At 61.0% G+C, this 16609-nt stretch carries 16 protein-coding genes; 5 read left to right on the top strand and 11 right to left on the bottom strand.

Translation table 11 applies throughout. From position 1 onward, the window contains the following. Window positions 1-62: 62 nt before the first annotated feature. The 5 genes from BV82_RS21075 to BV82_RS21055 all read right to left on the bottom strand — a co-directional run bounded on the left by BV82_RS21075 (window position 63) and on the right by BV82_RS21055 (window position 6331). Window positions 63-995 carry a glutamate/aspartate ABC transporter substrate-binding protein gene (locus tag BV82_RS21075; protein ID WP_010221025.1) on the bottom strand — a complete coding sequence of 311 codons (933 nt, stop codon included), beginning with the start codon at window positions 993-995 and terminating at the stop codon, window positions 63-65. 313 nt (window positions 996-1308) lie between these two features. After that, window positions 1309-2847: a glycerol-3-phosphate dehydrogenase gene (glpD, locus tag BV82_RS21070; RefSeq protein WP_036996659.1), complete on the bottom strand. Its 1539-nt coding sequence runs from the start codon at window positions 2845-2847 to the stop codon at window positions 1309-1311. A 183-nt stretch (window positions 2848-3030) separates the two neighbouring features. Beyond that, window positions 3031-3786, bottom strand: coding sequence for a DeoR/GlpR family transcriptional regulator (locus BV82_RS21065; RefSeq protein ID WP_010221027.1), 756 nt, complete (start codon window positions 3784-3786; stop codon window positions 3031-3033). Window positions 3787-3912: 126 nt separating this feature from the next. Further along, complete coding sequence (gene glpK, locus BV82_RS21060) at window positions 3913-5412, bottom strand: glycerol kinase GlpK (RefSeq protein WP_036996658.1); 1500 nt, start codon at window positions 5410-5412, stop codon at window positions 3913-3915. A gap of 67 nt (window positions 5413-5479) precedes the next feature. Continuing rightward, window positions 5480-6331 (bottom strand): MIP/aquaporin family protein, encoded by an 852-nt coding sequence (locus BV82_RS21055; RefSeq protein ID WP_010221029.1) that lies wholly within the window; start codon window positions 6329-6331, stop codon window positions 5480-5482. 283 nt (window positions 6332-6614) lie between these two features. Between BV82_RS21055 and ybaK the strand changes: the two genes are divergently transcribed. After that, entirely contained in the window at window positions 6615-7085 is a 471-nt protein-coding gene (gene ybaK, locus BV82_RS21050; protein ID WP_010221030.1) for a Cys-tRNA(Pro) deacylase, read from the top strand. A gap of 93 nt (window positions 7086-7178) precedes the next feature. Continuing rightward, the gene (locus tag BV82_RS21045) at window positions 7179-7958 is read left to right on the top strand and encodes a PhzF family phenazine biosynthesis protein (protein ID WP_036996657.1); all 780 of its coding nucleotides are present in this window, start codon (window positions 7179-7181) and stop codon (window positions 7956-7958) included. Window positions 7959-8030: 72 nt separating this feature from the next. Here the strand turns inward: BV82_RS21045 and BV82_RS21040 are convergent, their stop codons facing one another. Further along, window positions 8031-9140, bottom strand: a complete 1110-nt coding sequence (locus BV82_RS21040; RefSeq protein WP_010221032.1) for an ABC transporter ATP-binding protein — start codon at window positions 9138-9140, stop codon at window positions 8031-8033. Next, window positions 9137-10057 (bottom strand): ornithine carbamoyltransferase, encoded by a 921-nt coding sequence (gene argF / locus BV82_RS21035; protein ID WP_010221033.1) that lies wholly within the window; start codon window positions 10055-10057, stop codon window positions 9137-9139. Before argF ends, BV82_RS21040 begins: the two co-directional genes overlap by 4 nt. A gap of 377 nt (window positions 10058-10434) precedes the next feature. On the opposite strand from argF, the gene BV82_RS21030 reads away from it, so the two are divergent. Continuing rightward, the gene (locus BV82_RS21030; protein ID WP_036996656.1) at window positions 10435-12543 is read left to right on the top strand and encodes a molybdopterin oxidoreductase family protein; all 2109 of its coding nucleotides are present in this window, start codon (window positions 10435-10437) and stop codon (window positions 12541-12543) included. Between the two features lie 92 nt (window positions 12544-12635). After that, a complete protein-coding gene (gene grxD, locus BV82_RS21025) occupies window positions 12636-12968 on the top strand; it encodes a Grx4 family monothiol glutaredoxin (RefSeq protein WP_010221035.1) in 333 nt (110 codons plus the stop codon). A 70-nt stretch (window positions 12969-13038) separates the two neighbouring features. On the opposite strand, the gene bfr is transcribed toward grxD, so the two are convergent. Beyond that, a complete protein-coding gene (gene bfr, locus BV82_RS21020) occupies window positions 13039-13509 on the bottom strand; it encodes a bacterioferritin (protein ID WP_010221036.1) in 471 nt (156 codons plus the stop codon). Between the two features lie 198 nt (window positions 13510-13707). Beyond that, on the bottom strand, window positions 13708-13926 hold the full coding sequence (locus BV82_RS21015; RefSeq protein WP_010221037.1) for a bacterioferritin-associated ferredoxin: 219 nt from the start codon (window positions 13924-13926) through the stop codon (window positions 13708-13710). 234 nt (window positions 13927-14160) lie between these two features. Between BV82_RS21015 and BV82_RS21010 the strand changes: the two genes are divergently transcribed. Then, on the top strand, window positions 14161-14763 hold the full coding sequence (locus BV82_RS21010; RefSeq protein WP_010221038.1) for a peroxiredoxin: 603 nt from the start codon (window positions 14161-14163) through the stop codon (window positions 14761-14763). A 70-nt stretch (window positions 14764-14833) separates the two neighbouring features. Here BV82_RS21010 and rnt read toward each other — a convergent pair whose 3' ends face one another. Continuing rightward, window positions 14834-15445: a ribonuclease T gene (gene rnt / locus BV82_RS21005; RefSeq protein WP_249684437.1), complete on the bottom strand. Its 612-nt coding sequence runs from the start codon at window positions 15443-15445 to the stop codon at window positions 14834-14836. A gap of 56 nt (window positions 15446-15501) precedes the next feature. Then, complete coding sequence (gene pyrC, locus BV82_RS21000) at window positions 15502-16548, bottom strand: dihydroorotase (RefSeq protein WP_010221040.1); 1047 nt, start codon at window positions 16546-16548, stop codon at window positions 15502-15504. Window positions 16549-16609 lie beyond the last annotated feature (61 nt).

Genomic DNA, 16609 nt, shown 5'->3' with positions numbered 1-16609 from the left:
TTCGAGCATCCGGGGGCGCAGGGCGCCCTCGGATGAAAGGTTAGACACTAACTAGCTGGGGATCAGGACTTCTTTTCGTCTGCAGCTTTGTCGGTAGGATTGGCGATCAACGCCTTGAGCTCGTCGCTCATCGGGAACTGCAGGTTCAGGCCTTTAGGCGGGACTGGCTGGTTGAACCACTTGTCGTAGATCTTGTTGATCTCGCCCGACTTGTAGAGGTTGACGATGGCCTTGTCGACCGCAGCCTTGAACGCCGGGTCTTCCTTGCGGACCATGCAGCCGTAGATTTCATAGGACTGCGGCGTACCGACGATGGCCCAGCCCTTCGGGTTCTTGGCCTTGGCCATTTCACCGGCGAGCAGCGCGTCGTCCATCATGAAAGCCACGGCGCGGCCGGACTCAAGCATCTGGAACGACTCGCCATGGTCCTTGGCCGAGATGACGTTCATCTTCATCTGCTTGTCGGCGTTCATGGCCTTGAGGATGCGCTCGGAAGTGGTACCGGCGGTGGTCACCACGTTCTTGCCGGCCAGGTCCGGGAAGTCCTTGTACTTGGCGTTTTCCGGCTTGCCATCTTCGGCCTTGGTCAGCAGGCGAGTACCGACTTCGAAGATGCCGACCGAGAAGGCCACTTGCTGCTGGCGCTCGACGTTGTTGGTGGTCGAGCCACACTCGACGTCAACGGTGCCGTTCTGGACCAGCGGGATACGGGTCTGGGAGGTAACGAGGTTGTATTTGACTTGCAGGTCCGGCTTGTTCAGGTCCTTTTTCAGGGACTCGACGATTGCCAGCTGGATGTCATGGGAGTAACCGACGGGTTTGCCCGAAGCGTCGGCGATGTAGGAGAACGGAATGGAAGCGTCACGGTGCCCCAGGGTAATGGTGCCCGACTCGTTGATCTTTTTCAGGGTGCCGGTCAGTTCGGCAGCGAAGGCTGGCGTGCTGATCAAAGCGGCCGCAACAGCGGCGCCCAACAGATGGGGAACGATACGCATCAAAATTTCCTCGACGTTGTTTTTTTTATGGAGCCGTTGGCGGGCTCTTTCGTTCAGCGAACACTGCAGTGAAGCGTTTTGCGCATTCGGGTACTGAGTGTAGAGCATGACTCGTGCCAAGCCCTGATTTCGATCATAACGCCATGAAAAAACGGGGGATTAATCTTTTTTGACGATTTGCGGGAGGTAGGATTCGTCCGGATGGCCGAATGCGGCGGGGTTTGGCGTTCGGAAAACCGAATGATGAGCCGCGTTCCAGGGCAAGCCTGCTCCCAGTGTAGGAGCGGGCTTGCCCCGCGATGTGGGTCAGCAGCTAGGCAGCTTGTACGCGTGCGCGGTTCAGTTCCAGGCGCTGAAGGTACTCCTGCAAAGCCTGCTGCTCTGTAGCGGTCGTGAACAGGCCCAGCTTGCTCCGGCGCCAGAGGATGTCGTCGGCATTCACCGCCCATTCTTCGCTGCACAGGTAGTCCACCTCACGGCTGAACAGGCCGCCACCAATGGCCTCGCCCAGGTCCTGCGGGCCCTGCACGCCTTCGAGCAAGCGCCAGACGCGGCTGCCGTAGGTGCGTGCCCAACGCTTGGCGATCTCGGCTGGCAGCCAGCCGCAGCGGGCCAGGATGGCGTCGACCAGCGCTTGCGGGGTGCTCATGTCTTCACCGCCCGGTAGTGGCGCGGTAGCCGTCCAGCTGCCGCGCATCTGCGCAAAGAACGGTGCCAGCTCGCTCATCGCCGACTCGGCCAGTTTGCGGTAGGTGGTCAGCTTGCCGCCGAACACCGACAGCAGCGGTGCTTCGCCAGTGCTGGCCGACAGCGCCAGGGTGTAATCGCGAGTGACGGCCGACGGGTTGTCGGACTCGTCGTTGCACAGCGGACGAACACCGGAATAGGTGTGCAGGATATCGGCGCGGCTGAGCTGGTGATTGAAGTGTTCGTTGACCACTTTCAGCAGGTAATCGGTCTCGCCCTCGGTGATTGCCACTTTGGCCGGGTCGCCGGTGTATTCGCGGTCGGTGGTACCGATCAGGGTGAAGCGTTCCAGGTACGGAATGGCGAAGACGATACGCTGGTCTTCGTTCTGCAGGATGTAGGCATGTTCGCCGTCGTACAACTTGGGCACGATCAGGTGGCTGCCCTGGATCAGGCGAATGCCGTAGGGCGCGTCGAGCTTCAGGTCATCCTGGATGAACTTGGCTACCCACGGGCCAGCAGCGTTGACCAGCGCGCGAGCACGGATCGATTGCTGGCTGCCGTCGGCGTTTTCCAGTTGCACGTTCCATACACCATCGACCCGATGGGCGCTGACGCAACGGGTACGGGTGCGGATGTCGGCGCCTTTTTCACGGGCGGCCATGGCATTGAGCACCACCAGGCGGGCATCGTCGACAGCACAGTCGGCATATTCGAAACCGCGGGTGATTGCCGGCTTGAGCGGATTGCCCGGGCCGAAACGCAAGCTGCGCGAAGCACCGAGCTGCTTGCGCTTGCCCAGGTGATCGTAAAGGAACAGGCCGGCGCGGATCATCCATGCCGGACGCAGGTGCGGGCGGTGCGGCAGCACGAAGCGCATCGGCTTGACGATGTGCGGCGCCTTGGCCAGCAGCACTTCACGCTCGGCCAGGGCTTCGCGCACCAAGCGGAATTCGTAATGTTCCAGGTAGCGCAGGCCGCCGTGGATCAGCTTGCTGCTGGCTGAGGATGTGTGGCTGGCCAGGTCGTCCTTTTCGCAAAGGAACACGTGAAGACCGCGTCCGGCTGCATCGGCGGCAATCCCCACGCCGTTGATGCCGCCGCCGATTACGGCGAGGTCATAAATGTCGGCAAGGGCGGGCGATGAGAAGCTGGATTGGGACACGGGTGGCCTCCTGAAGGTCTTTCCGACATCGAATCTGAACATCGATGTTCACTTTCGAAAATACTAGCGCAACAAAATGCTGCTCGCCAGTCACTTTCCATAGAAAATACTGATCAGATGACAAATAAATGAAAAATAACGAACATTCGAGCTGCCATCGTCGCGATGGCAGCTTGTGGCCGCTCAGACCACTTCGAGGCGGATCTTGTACTGGTTGAGTAACTGGGTGAGGGCGGGCACTGGCGCCTGGTCGGTCACCAGGCAGTCGATCAGGCTGATAGAGCCCAGGCGCACCATAGCGTTACGGCCGAACTTGCTTGAGTCGGCGGCGAGGATGACCTGGCGGGCATTGGCGATGATCGCCTGGGATACCCGTACTTCCTGGTAGTCGAAATCCAGCAGGCTGCCGTCTTCATCGATGCCGCTGATGCCGACGAGGGCGAAATCGACCTTGAACTGGTTGATGAAGTCGACACTGGCCTGGCCGACCACGCCACCGTCACGGCGCACATTGCCGCCGGCCAGCAGCACTTCGAAATCATCCTTGGCACTGAGGATCGAGGCCACGTGCAGGTTGTTGGTGATGATCTTCAGGTGGTTGTGGTTGAGCAGGGCGCGGGCGATGGATTCGGTGGTGGTGCCGATGTTGATGAACAGCGAGGCGTGGTCGGGAATCTGCGCGGCGATCGCTTCGGCGATGCGCTGCTTCTCGTCGCGCATCTGGTCGGCGCGCATGGCGTAGGCGGTGTTTTCGATACTGGAGTCGTAAGCCGCGCCACCGTGGTAGCGACGCAGCAGATTAACTTCTGCCAGTTGGTTGATGTCTCGACGGATGGTTTGCGGGGTAACGACGAACAACTGCGCCATTTCTTCGATACTGACATAGCCGCGTTCGCGAACCAGTTCGAGGATTTGTTGTTGGCGAGGGGGCAGATTCATGGGCGGTCCTTTTGGGCAGCCGGGAAAATTGCGCCATGAAAACAGCTCAAGCTGCAAGCTGCAAGCCACAAGATGATTCGCGGCCTACAGGCTTGCAGCTTGTAGCTTACAGCTTGTTTCTACTGCTCACTCGTCGTGTGGTTCCCAATCGCGGGTGCGATCCACTGCTTTCAGCCAGCCGGCGTACAGCTTCTCTTTCAGCACTTCATCCAGTTGCGGGTTGAACTCGCGCTCGATGATTGCCTTGCCGCGCAGTTCATCCAGGCTGCTCCAGAAACCACAGGCCAGGCCCGCCAGGTAGGCAGCGCCGAGGGCAGTGGTTTCACGCATTTGCGGGCGTTCGACGCAGGTGCCGAGGATGTCGGCCTGGAACTGCATGAGGAAGTTGTTGGCGACGGCGCCACCATCCACCCGCAGCTCGCTCAGGCGTTGGCCGCAGTCCTGTTGCATGGCGTCGAGCACGTCGCGGGTCTGGTAGGCGATCGACTCCAGCGCCGCGCGGATGATGTGATCGACCTTGACCCCGCGGGTCAGGCCAAACAGTGCGCCACGGGCATAGGGGTCCCAGTACGGTGCGCCAAGGCCGGTGAAGGCCGGTACCAGGTACACGCCGTTGCTGTCTTTGACCTTGCTGGCGAAGTATTCGGTGTCGTGGGCGTCGTTGACGATCTTCAGTTCGTCACGCAGCCACTGCACGGTGGAACCGCCGTTGAAAACGGCGCCTTCCAGGGCGTAGGCCACTTCGCCGCGAGGGCCGCAGGCGATGGTGGTGAGCAGGCCGTGGGAAGATTTGACCGCCTTGTCGCCGGTGTTCATCAGCAAGAAGCAGCCGGTGCCGTAGGTGTTCTTGGCCTGGCCCGGTTCCACGCACATCTGGCCGAACAGCGCGGCTTGCTGGTCGCCAGCGATACCGGCAATGGCGATACCGCTCTTGGTGCGGCCGTAGACTTCCGAGGAGCTGCGCACCTGGGGCAGCATCTGCCGCGGGATGTTCAGCACTTCAAGCATCTTCTCGTCCCACTCCAGGGTGTGGATGTTGAAGAGCATGGTGCGCGAGGCGTTGGTGTAGTCGGTGACGTGGACCTTGCCACCGGAGAATTTCCAGATCAGCCAGCTGTCGACAGTGCCGAACAGCAGGTCGCCACGCTCGGCGCGCTCACGGGCGCCTTCGACGTTGTCGAGGATCCACTTGAGCTTGGTGCCGGAGAAGTACGGGTCGGTGACCAGACCGGTGGTTTCGCGGATGTAGTCCTGCAGGCCGTCACGCTTGAGCTGTTCGCAGATCTCGGTGCTGCGCCGGCATTGCCAGACGATGGCGTTGTACACCGGGCGGCCGGTTTCCTTGTCCCAGACCACGGTGGTTTCACGCTGGTTGGTGATACCGATGGCTGCTACCTGGTCGTGACTCAGGCCTGCCTGGGCCAGGGCTTCGACCATGGTCGCGCTCTGGGTGGCGAAGATTTCCATGGGGTCGTGCTCGACCCAGCCGGCTTGTGGGTAATGCTGTGCGAATTCGCGTTGCGAGGTGCCAACCACGTTGGCGTCACGGTCGAAAATGATGGCCCGCGAACTGGTCGTGCCCTGGTCCAGGGCAATGATGTAGTTCTTGTTCTGGGTGTCTGTCATGTCGTTGGCCTTGCACTTAATAGGGTGGAGATCAGGGCGGGGCGAGTCTGGCTCGCCACTGCAGGCATCAGGACGCCTGGGTCTTGCCCTGAGGGTTGGCGTCGGTCTGGGCGCTTTCGCTCTCGGCAACCGGCAGGTTGCGGGCGATCACGCCGCGGTACAGGGCGGCCCCAAGGCTCGCTCCTATGATCGGCGCAAAAATCGGAATCAGGAAATAGGGAATATCACGACCGCCAGTAAAGGCGACTTCGCCCCAGCCGGCGAGGAAGGTCATCAGCTTGGGCCCGAAATCCCGTGCCGGGTTCATCGCAAAGCCGGTCAGCGGGCCCATGGCGCTGCCGATCACGGCAATCAGCAGGCCGATCAGCAGGGGCGCCATGGCGCCGCGCGGCAGGCCGTTGTTGTCATCGGTCAAGGCCATGATCACCGCCATCAGTACGGCGGTGATGATCACTTCGACCAAAAAGGCCTGGCCGGTGGACAGCGCCGGGTGCGGGTAGGTGGAGAACACCGAGGCCAATTCGAGGCTGGCCTGGCTGCCACGGATCATTTCATGGGCCTGTTCGAAATCGAAGAACAGGTTGCTGTATAGCGTGTAAACCAACGCTGCGCCACAGAAGGCGCCGGCAATCTGGGCGACGATGTAGAACGGCAGTTTGTGCTTCTCGAAACCGGCGAACAGGCACAGGGCGATGCTCACGGCCGGGTTCAGGTGCGCACCGGAAACCCCGGCGGTGAGGTAGATCGCCATGCTCACGCCGACGCCCCAGATGATGCTGATTTCCCACAGGCCAAAGCTGGCACCCGCCACCTTGAGCGCAGCGACGCAGCCGGTGCCGAAAAAGATCAGCAGCGCAGTGCCGAGAAATTCGGCCATGCACTGGCTTGAAAGTGTTGGTTGTCTCAGAGCAGTCGTCATTCGTTACCTCGGTTCTTGTTGTTGTGAGGCGCAGTGAGCGCTCGACAAAAGCCCGACAGAAATCCCCATTTCGGTCGGGCGGCGGCAGAAAATGCACCTTATCGGGGCATGACTATATTCAGAATCGAAAAAATATAGACAAGAAACGCTTATGTCAAAGGTCGAAAGTGAACCACCATTCACAATCTGACTATTGGTGACGGTGATGGGCGTTGGTTGCGCTTGGGGTTTTGCCCTAAAGTAGCCAGCGAAATGGCATTCACCCTACTGTCTGGAGCCCTGTATGACCCCCGCCCTGGATCTGCTGAAAAAGGTTCGCGCCGAACACCACATCCACAGTTACGAACATGATCCCAAGGCAGCATCCTACGGGCTGGAAGCGGCGGAGAAGCTCAACCTTGAGCCTGCGCGGGTGTTCAAGACCTTGCTGGCCAGTAGCGAAAAGGGCGAGTTGCTGGTGGCGGTGGTGCCGGTGGTCGGTAGCCTGGACCTGAAGGGCCTGGCCCATGCTGCCGGGGTGAAGAAATGCGAGATGGCGGATCCGGCGGCGGCTCAGCGTTCGACCGGTTACCTGCTGGGCGGAATCAGCCCGCTGGGGCAGAAGAAGCGCTTGCGCACTTTCATTGACGAAACCGCTGAATCCTTTGAAACAATTTTCGTCAGTGCTGGCCGCCGAGGGCTGGAAGTCGAACTGGCGGCTGCGCTGCTGGCCGAGCATACCCAGGGCAAATTCGCCGCCATTGGCCGTGACTGACATCTGTATGTTCAAAATCGGTTGATTCTGTCTCTGTCGGTCTTTGCCGCTTGGCGGGCATGCTCTGTGGCCCGCCATCGAGAGGTCTGTCCCATGCAGCTTGAGTTCCATCAGGTCGATGCCTTCAGCGACCGTCCCTTTGCCGGCAACCCGGCCATGGTCTATCGCCTGGAGCGCTGGCTCGCCGATGAGTTGATGCAACAGATTGCCGCCGAACACAACCTGGCCGAGACTGCGTTCGTCGTTCCCCATGCCGAAGGCTGGCAGATTCGCTGGTTCACCCCGACCACTGAAGTGCCGCTGTGTGGCCACGCGACCCTGGCCAGTGCTCATGTGTTGCTGGAGGTCTATAAAGAGCCGAGTGAGCGGCTGCTGTTCCAGAGTAAATCCGGCCCGCTGAGCGTAAGCCGCGAAGGCGGGCGTTTGCAGCTGGATTTCCCGCGGGTCGAGCCGCAGCCCTTGAATGACCGGGTGCCGGTGGCTCAAGCCCTGGGCTGCCCGGTGCTGGAAGTCTGGAAAACCAACGAACTGCTGGTGCGGGTTGAGTCCGAGCAGGTGTTGCGTGCCTGTACGCCGGACATGGCGGCGCTGGCGCAATTACCGGGGCTCGGGGTGATCGTCACTGCGCCCGGTATCGAGTACGATTTTGTCTCGCGTTATTTCGCACCGGGAATCGGTATTCCCGAGGATCCGGTGACAGGTTCTACCCATTGCAGCCTGATCCCGTACTGGGCGCAGCGCCTGGGCAAGCGCGAGCTGCGGGCGTTTCAGTGTTCGAGTCGCGGCGGGGAGTTGTTCTGCCGGCTGGAGGGGGAGCGGGTGAAGATTGCTGGGTATGCCAGGCTGGTGGCCAGTGGGACTTTGATGCTTTGAAAGCATCGCGGGGCAAGCCAGCGCCTACATTGACCTTTGTAGGAGCGGGCTTGCCCCGCGATTGGCCCTGCATCAGACCGTCGAGCTGTACCGGCGAACGCCGTTCTCCGGCACCGGCAACTGCGCCGCCACGCTGCCCGGTACGGCAAACACCACCAGGTGGTCCGCCGCCACTTCAATCCCTACTTCGGCACCGACCTGATGGTCGTTGTGGCTTGGGAAGATCGCTTCCAGCTGGCTGCCGGTAGGCAGTTGCAGGCGATACAGGGTCGCGGCACCGAGGAAGCTCTTGCCCACGATCAACGCCTTCAGTTCGCTGTGCGGCGCATGGATGATGTCATCCGGGCGCAGCAACACGTCCACGGCACTGCCAGGCGTCAGGGTGTAGGCACGGTTGCCGCGCAGCTCACCGAGTTCGGTGCGTACCGATTCAGGGCTGGTCAACTGGCCGCGAATGAAATAGCCCTGGCCAATGAAACTGGCCACGAATGGTGTCAGCGGTTCGTGGTAGAGGTTGTAGGGGGTGTCCCATTGCTCCAGACGACCTTCCTTGAATACACCGACGTGATCGCTGACGGCAAAGGCCTCTTCCTGATCGTGAGTGACCAGGATCGCGCTGGTGCCACGGCTTTTGAGAATGTCGCGCACTTCATGGCTCAGGCGCCGGCGCAGCTCCACATCAAGGTTGGAGAACGGTTCGTCGAGCAGCAGCAATTGCGGCTCGGGAGCCAGCGCGCGGGCCAGGGCCACACGCTGCTGCTGGCCGCCGGAAAGCTCGTGGGGGTAGCGTTTGCCCAGGCCGCCGAGCTTGACCAGCTCAAGCATCTCTTCGACCACCTGGCGTTGCTGAGGATGCTTGCCGATGCCGAAGGCGATGTTCTCGGCCACGGTCAGGTGCGGGAACAGCGCGTAGTCCTGGAACACCATGCCGATCCGGCGTTTCTCCGGGGCCAGGGTGAACCCGGCCCTGGAGATGACCTCGCCACCCAGCTGGATCTCGCCTTCGTGCACCGGCTCGAAACCGGCAATGGCGCGCAGGGTGGTGGTCTTGCCGCACCCCGAGGAGCCCAGCAGGCAACCGATGTCGCCGGCGTTCAGGTGCAGGTTGAGGTTCTGGACGATGCGCTGCTCGCCATAGCCACAGGCGAGCTCGCGCAGGTTAAGCAGTAAAGGTTGACTCATGCGTGGTGATAGGCCGGTTCAACAAGAAATTCGAGAAGCGCCTTCTGTGCATGCAAGCGGTTTTCGGCCTGGTCCCAGGCGACCGAACGGGGGTCGTCGAGCAGGTCCAGGCTGATTTCCTCGCCGCGGTGGGCGGGCAGGCAGTGCATGAACAGGGCATCGGGTGCTGCCAGGTCGAGCAGTTCGCGGGTTACCTGGTAAGGCGCGAACAAGGCCAGACGCCGTGCAGTTTCCTCTTCCTGACCCATGGAAGTCCAGACATCGGTGCTCACCAGGTGGGCGCCCTGCACCGCAGCCTTGGGTTCACGGAAGATCTGTACGCGGTCACCGGCCTGGGCCAGGAACTGCGCATTGGGCTCGAATTCGGCCGGGCAGGCGATGCGCAGCTGGAAGTCGAACTGGATGGCCGCCTCTATATAGCTGTTGCACATGTTGTTGCCATCGCCGATCCAGGCCACGGTCTTGCCCTGGATGGCGCCGCGGTGTTCGAGGAAGGTCTGCATGTCGGCCAGCAACTGGCACGGGTGCAGGTCGTCGGACAGGCCGTTGATGACGGGCACCCGCGAGTTGGCGGCGAATTCGGTCAGGGTGCTGTGGGCAAAGGTACGAATCATCACCGCATCGAGCATGCGCGACATGACGATGGCGCAGTCGCCGATCGGTTCGCCACGGCCCAGCTGGGTGTCCCGTGGCGAGAGGAAGATGGCCTGGCCACCGAGCTGGATCATGCCGGCTTCGAACGACAGGCGAGTGCGGGTCGAGGATTTTTCGAAGATCATCCCCAGCACGCGGTTTTTCAGCGGTTCGAACAGTACGCCGCGGTTACGCAGGTCCTTCAGCTCGATACCTCGACGGATCACACTGAGCAGTTCGTCGGGTGTGAAATCCATCAGGGAGAGAAAGTGCCTAGCGCTCATGTTTGACTACCTTTTTGCAACAGACCGCAGATCAGCCTTACCGGTTTTTCAAAACAACGGAAGTGACCTGCGGCGAAAGCCGCACGGGGCGACGAATTAGGGGAAGACGCAATACTATAATTAAATGTCGCGTCATACCAAGAGGGGGTTTCGTCGCCGATGTTTCAGGCAGTGTCGTAACCCATTGGACAGAAGCTTTTTTTATACGTTACACAAGGGTTTTACACTGCCTGCCTGCGCCTTGGCAAACCGGGCGGCGGGCCGGTTGCGAATCGCTACGCCTGATGCCCGAAGATTCACGTGACAAACCTCGCTGGTACGTGCGCCGGGCCAGGCTCATAGTCAGTTCATCCCAGACACCCAAGCAAGAGGTGGCCATGAACAAGACCCTGCATCACCGTGCCTGTCATCTGTGTGAAGCCATCTGCGGCTTGACCCTGGAAATCACCCACGAGCCCGATGTCGCCCCGCGCATCACCTCGATCAAGGGTGACCCCGAGGACCGCTTCAGCCGCGGCCACATCTGCCCCAAGGCGGTGGCCTTGCAGGATATCCAGAATGACCCGGACCGCCTGCGGGCGCCGCACAAGCGTGTCGGTGACAGCTGGCAGGCGATCAGTTGGGAAGAGGCCTTCGAACTGGCCGCGCAAAAGCTCTGGGCTATCCAGCAGGCCCACGGACAAAACGCCGTGGCGGTGTATCAAGGCAACCCGAGCGTGCACAACTACGGGCTGATGACCCACAGCAACTACTTCCTCGGGTTGCTCAAGACCCGTAACCGCTTCTCTGCCACCTCGGTGGACCAACTGCCGCATCACCTGACCAGCTACCTGATGTACGGCCATGGCCTGTTGCTGCCGATCCCGGACATCGACAACACCGCGTTCATGCTGATCCTGGGCGGCAACCCGCTGGCCTCCAACGGCAGCATCATGACCGTGCCGGATGTCGAGAAGCGTCTCAAGGCAATCCAGGCCCGTGGTGGCAAGCTGGTGGTGGTCGATCCGCGCCGCAGCGAGACGGCGGCCATGGCTGATCAGCATCTGTTCATTCGCCCCGGCGGCGACGCCGCGTTGCTGTGTGGCCTGCTCAATACGTTGTTCGCCGAAGGCTTGACCCGCCAACCGAGCCTGCCGGTGGAGGGCCTGGGCGAGGTGCAAGCGGCGATCGCGCCGTTCACGCCCGAGGCCATGAGCCCGCTGTGCGGCGTCCAGGCGCAGGTAATTCGCCAGTTGGCCCGGGACTTTGCCGCCGCCGACAAGGCAGTCTGTTACGGGCGCATGGGCATCTCGACCCAGGCCTTCGGCACCTTGTGCCATTGGCTGGTGCAGCTGATCAACCTGGTCAGCGGCAACCTCGACCGCGTGGGGGGTGCCCTGTGTACCGAACCCGCGGTGGATCTGGTGGCCAGTACTTCGGGTGGGCATTTCAATGCCTGGCAGAGCCGGGTCTCGGGGCTGCCCGAGTACGGCGGCGAATTGCCGGTGGCGGCCCTGGCCGAAGAGATGCTAGTCGAAGGTGAGGGGCAGGTTCGCGCGCTGGTGACGGTCGCGGGCAACCCGGTGCTGTCCACGCCCAATGGCCGGCAGTTGGAGCGGGCCCTGGACGGCCTTGAGTTCATGCTCAGCATCGACCTGTACATCAACGAGACCACCCGTTACGCCGACCTGATCCTGCCGTCCACCTCGGCGCTGGAAAATGATCACTACGACACCACCTTCAACCTGTTGGCGGTACGCAACGTGAGCCGCTTCAACCGGGCTGTCCTGCCCAAACCCGAAGGCGCCTTGCATGACTGGGAGATCTTCGTCGGCCTGGCCAAGGCTTTTGCCGCCCGCAGTAACAAGCCGTTGAAGCCGACCCTGGCGCCGGCGCAGATGATTGATATCGGCCTGCGCCAGGGCCGATACGGTGAAGCCTCGGCGTTCAAACTGTCGCTTGAGACCCTCGACCAGCACCCCCATGGCATCGACCTGGGGCCGCTGCAGCCCAACCTTGCCGCGCGCTTGAAGACGCCTAACCAACGGATTCAAGCCGCACCGCGGGAGATGCTCGGCGACCTGCAGCGCTTTGCCGGGCAACAGCCGCTGGCGGCGGATCAACTGCTGCTGATCGGTCGTCGCCATGTACGCAGCAATAATTCCTGGATGCATAACTACCACCGCCTGGTCAAAGGCAAGCCGCGCCATCAACTGCTGATGCACCCGGATGACCTGGCCGGTCGCCACTTGCAGGACGGCCAACGGGTGCGGGTCAGCTCGCGGGTCGGCGAAATCGAGGTCGAGGTGCAGGCCAGCAGCGACATGATGCCGGGGGTGGTCAGCTTGCCCCATGGCTTTGGCCATGCTCGTGCCGGAGTGCGCCTGGAGATCGCCCAGGCGCACCCCGGCGCCAGTGCCAACGACCTCACCGATGAGCGCCAGTTCGATGCAGTGTCGGGCAATGCGGCGCTCAATGGCGTGCCAGTGCAGGTGGTTGCGGCCTGATATCGGCAAGGCCGAGCGTCCTGCTTGGCTTTCCGATACAATGCGTCACCGTGCCGACAACCAGGTCGGAAAGTTCAGCCGCGAGGTGCTTCATGGATATTATCGAAACAATCAAAGAGCAGATTGCCAACAACACCATTCTGCTTTACATGAAAGGCTCGCCGAATGCCCCGCAGTGCGGCTTTTCGGCCAAGGCGGCGCAAGCCGTGATGGGTTGCGGCGAGAAATTCGCTTACGTGGATATCCTGCAGAATCCGGAAATCCGCGCCAACCTGCCAAAGTACGCTAACTGGCCAACCTTCCCGCAACTGTGGGTTGCTGGCGAGCTGGTCGGCGGTTCCGACATCATGGCTGAAATGTTTGCCAACGGCGAACTGCAGACCCTGATCAAGGAAGCTGCAGCCAAGGCCGCTGACAAGGCCTGATTCCAGGTTTGGTCAAAAAAAAGCCCCGCAATGCGGGGCTTTTTTTGCCTGTAGGGCAGGGGGGGGGAACTTACTCGCCCATCTGCGACTGCAGGTAGTTCTCCAGGGTGATCTTGTCGATCAGGCTCAACTGGGTTTCCAGCCAGTCGATGTGCTCTTCCTCGGCTTCGAGGATGTCTTCGAGCAGTTCACGGCTGCCGAAGTCGCCGACGGTCTCGCAGTGGGCGATGGCGGCCTTGAGGTCGACCAGGCCTTTTTGCTCGATCTTCAGGTCGCACTCAAGCATTTCCTTGGTGTGCTCACCAATCAGCAACTTGCCCAGGTCCTGGACGTTGGGGATGCCTTCGAGGAACAGAATACGCTTGATCAGTTTGTCAGCGTGTTTCATCTCTTCGATGGATTCTTTGTACTCGTGCTTGCCGAGCTTCTCCAGGCCCCAGTCTTCGTACATGCGGGCATGCAGGAAGTATTGGTTGATTGCGACCAGCTCGTTTCCGAGGATCTTGTTGAGATGCTGGATGACGCTAACGTCGCCTTTCATGATGGGGTCCTGCCCTGTAAGTGTGTCTATAAAGGCAAGTCTGAGCTTCGCAATTTCTACTGTCAAACCTAAGTTGTTGAATAATAAATAAAAATTAATCGGAATAAGAATGTTTGTGTTCCGCGTTAAACCCCTAACTACTTGAATTACAGGCATAAAAAAACCGGACACTGGGTCCGGTTCTTGGAATTCGCTGAATTATGCTGCCGTAAATTCTACAGGATAGGGCAGGGCAGCCTGGCTGACCTGAAGCTCGGTGAGGGTTTCGCGCACTACCTGCTTGGCCAGGCAGGCACATTTGCCACACTGGCTTGCCACGTTGGTGGCGCTTCTGACTTCCTTGTAGCTGCAGCATCCTTCATAGATCGCATCGCGGATCTGTCCGTCGGTCACACCAACACAAAGACACACATACATAGGGCTGGCCATCGCTGGTTAAGGCTCAATTCGAAGAAGCTTAATGTTAATGAGAATGCTTGTCAAAGCTCTTTCTGCAGGGCGCGGACTAGAGCGACCAACGGCTGATTGTCGAGCGTTCGGACTGAAACTCGGCGAGCGGCTCAGGGCGGTGTATGATGGTCGGCCATTTCGATGCCAGGCCGGTGCATGCTGGCCTGTGCAAGATGATTCCACCCCATCAGGAGATATCGCATGAGCGTACTCGTTGGCAAAAATGCCCCGGACTTCACCGTTCCAGCTGTTCTGGGCAACGGCGAAATCGTCGACAGCTTCAACCTGGCTTCGGCCATCAAAGGCAAGTACGGCCTGGTGTTCTTCTACCCGCTGGACTTCACCTTCGTCTGCCCGTCCGAGCTGATCGCTCTGGACCACCGCATGGCTGAATTCAAGGCGCGCAACGTTGAAGTGATCGCCGTGTCGATCGACTCGCACTTCACCCACAACGCCTGGCGCAACACCCCGATCAATGCCGGCGGCATCGGTCAGGTCCAGTACATCATGGCTGCTGACATGAAGCACGACATCGCCAAGGCCTACGACGTAGAGTCCGAAGGCGGCGTGGCTTTCCGTGGCGCCTTCCTGATCGACGACAAGGGCGTTGTCCGCTCGCAAATCGTCAACGACCTGCCACTGGGCCGTAACATGGACGAGCTGCTGCGTCTGGTCGACGCCCTGCAGTTCCACGAAGAGCACGGCGAAGTCTGCCCTGCCAACTGGAAAAAAGGCGACAAGGGCATGACCGCTTCGCCAGAAGGCGTTGCTGCTTACCTGAGCGAGAACGCTGGCAAGCTGTAATTGCCAGGTATAAAAAAACCGGCCTGATGGCCGGTTTTTTTATGCCTGTAGGAGCGGGCTTGCCCCAGCGTCAGTCGTTGAAGTCCTGCCAGCCGCCCATTTCTTTCCAGCGGTTGACGATGCCGCAGAACAGCTCGGCAGTCTTCTCGGTGTCGTAACGCGCCGAGTGCGCCTCACGGCCATCGAAGTCGATGTCGGCGCTCTGGCAGGCCCGCGCCAGCACGGTCTGGCCATAGGCAAGGCCGGCCAGGGTGGCGGTGTCGAAGCTTGAGAACGGATGAAACGGGTTGCGCTTCATGTCGTGGCGGGCCACGGCGGCATTGAGGAAGCCCAGGTCGAAGCTGCTGTTGTGACCGACCAGGATCGCCCGTTTGCAGCCATTGGCCTTGAGCGCCTTGCGCACGCCACGGAAGATGTCGGTCAGGGCCGACTCTTCGCTGACGGCCATGCGCAGCGGGTGGTCGAGCTTGATTCCGGTGAACTCCAGGGCGGCCTGCTCGATGTTGGCGCCTTCGAACGGCTCGACGCGGAAGAAATAGGTGTGTTCCGGGAACAGGAAACCTTTTTCGTCCATGCCGATGGTGACTGCGGCGATCTCCAGCAGGGCGTCGGTCGCGCAATTGAAACCGCCGGTTTCAACGTCGACCACTACCGGCAGGTAACCGCGAAAGCGCTCAGCCATTGGGTGGCGTGGACCGCCACCATGACCTTCCTGGTCGTCTTCGTACTGATCTTCGCTCACGCAGTTTCCTCCAGCAGGCGCCAGCGCAGTTGCTCACCGGCGCGCAGCGGGATAACGGTCTGCTCGCCGAACGGCAAGCTGCTTGGGGCGGTCCAGCTGTCGCGGACCAGGGTAATCGTATCGGTGTTGGCCGGCAGGCCGTAGAAGGCCGGGCCGTGCAGGCTGGCGAAGCCTTCGAGCTTGTCCAGCGCATTGCGTTGTTCGAACGCTTCGGCGTACATCTCGATCGCGGCATAGGCGGTGTAGCAGCCGGCACAGCCACAGGCCGCTTCCTTGGCGTGCTGGGCGTGCGGAGCCGAGTCGGTGCCGAGGAAGAACTTGCTGCTACCGCTGGTGGCGGCGTCCAGCAAGGCCACCTGGTGGGTGTTGCGCTTGAGGATCGGCAGGCAATAGAAGTGCGGACGAATACCGCCCACCAGCATGTGGTTGCGGTTGTACAGCAGGTGCTGGGCAGTGATGGTCGCGCCAACGTTGGCCGGGGCCTCGTTGACGAACTGCACGGCGTCGCTGGTGGTGATGTGTTCAAACACCACCTTGAGGGTCGGGAAGCGCTCGACCACACGGCGCAGGTGCTCGTCGATGAACAGCTTCTCGCGGTCGAACACGTCGATCTCGCTGCGGGTCACTTCACCGTGCACCAACAGCGGCATGCCGACCTCGGCCATGGCTTCGAGCACCGGGAAGATCTTGTCGACACTGGTCACGCCGGAATCGGAGTTGGTCGTCGCGCCAGCCGGATACAGCTTGGCGGCATGGACAAAACCGGTGGCCTTGGCCGCGCGGATTTCCTCGGGCTGGGTACGGTCGGTGAGGTACAGCACCATCAACGGCTCGAAACGGCTGCCGGCAGGGCGTGCAGCGAGGATGCGCTCGCGGTAGGCACCGGCTTCGGCGGCGTTGCGCACCGGTGGCACCAGGTTGGGCATGATGATTGCGCGGGCAAAGGTGCGCGCAACGTCGCCGACGGTATGCGGCAGTACAGCGCCATCACGAAGATGGATGTGCCAGTCGTCGGGACGCAGGAGGGTCAGGCGGTCGGACATTGGGGATTCCAGGCGGGTCGAACTCAAGGTCAATGCTACCGGAAAAGCCGGTTGCGAGCAC

The sequence above is a fragment of the Pseudomonas donghuensis genome (assembly GCF_000696345.2).
GTDB classification, from domain to species: Bacteria; Pseudomonadota; Gammaproteobacteria; order Pseudomonadales; family Pseudomonadaceae; genus Aquipseudomonas; species Aquipseudomonas donghuensis.
Note: the sequence above shows the minus strand (reverse complement) of the source record. Positions and strands in the feature narration are given on the sequence as shown.

What these genes read in the sequence shown, in the direction of transcription:
- BV82_RS21075 (WP_010221025.1), bottom strand. Translation starts at nt 995, where the DNA reads ATGCGTATCGTTCCCCATCTGTTGGGCGCCGCTGTTGCGGCCGCTTTG.
- BV82_RS21065 (WP_010221027.1), bottom strand. Translation starts at nt 3,786, where the DNA reads ATGAATCTGCCCCCTCGCCAACAACAAATCCTCGAACTGGTTCGCGAA.
- glpK (WP_036996658.1), bottom strand. Translation starts at nt 5,412, where the DNA reads ATGACAGACACCCAGAACAAGAACTACATCATTGCCCTGGACCAGGGC.
- BV82_RS21055 (WP_010221029.1), bottom strand. Translation starts at nt 6,331, where the DNA reads ATGACGACTGCTCTGAGACAACCAACACTTTCAAGCCAGTGCATGGCC.
- ybaK (WP_010221030.1), top strand. Translation starts at nt 6,615, where the DNA reads ATGACCCCCGCCCTGGATCTGCTGAAAAAGGTTCGCGCCGAACACCAC.
- BV82_RS21045 (WP_036996657.1), top strand. Translation starts at nt 7,179, where the DNA reads ATGCAGCTTGAGTTCCATCAGGTCGATGCCTTCAGCGACCGTCCCTTT.
- BV82_RS21040 (WP_010221032.1), bottom strand. Translation starts at nt 9,140, where the DNA reads ATGAGTCAACCTTTACTGCTTAACCTGCGCGAGCTCGCCTGTGGCTAT.
- argF (WP_010221033.1), bottom strand. Translation starts at nt 10,057, where the DNA reads ATGAGCGCTAGGCACTTTCTCTCCCTGATGGATTTCACACCCGACGAA.
- BV82_RS21030 (WP_036996656.1), top strand. Translation starts at nt 10,435, where the DNA reads ATGAACAAGACCCTGCATCACCGTGCCTGTCATCTGTGTGAAGCCATC.
- grxD (WP_010221035.1), top strand. Translation starts at nt 12,636, where the DNA reads ATGGATATTATCGAAACAATCAAAGAGCAGATTGCCAACAACACCATT.
- bfr (WP_010221036.1), bottom strand. Translation starts at nt 13,509, where the DNA reads ATGAAAGGCGACGTTAGCGTCATCCAGCATCTCAACAAGATCCTCGGA.
- BV82_RS21015 (WP_010221037.1), bottom strand. Translation starts at nt 13,926, where the DNA reads ATGTATGTGTGTCTTTGTGTTGGTGTGACCGACGGACAGATCCGCGAT.
- BV82_RS21010 (WP_010221038.1), top strand. Translation starts at nt 14,161, where the DNA reads ATGAGCGTACTCGTTGGCAAAAATGCCCCGGACTTCACCGTTCCAGCT.
- rnt (WP_249684437.1), bottom strand. Translation starts at nt 15,445, where the DNA reads ATGGCTGAGCGCTTTCGCGGTTACCTGCCGGTAGTGGTCGACGTTGAA.
- pyrC (WP_010221040.1), bottom strand. Translation starts at nt 16,548, where the DNA reads ATGTCCGACCGCCTGACCCTCCTGCGTCCCGACGACTGGCACATCCAT.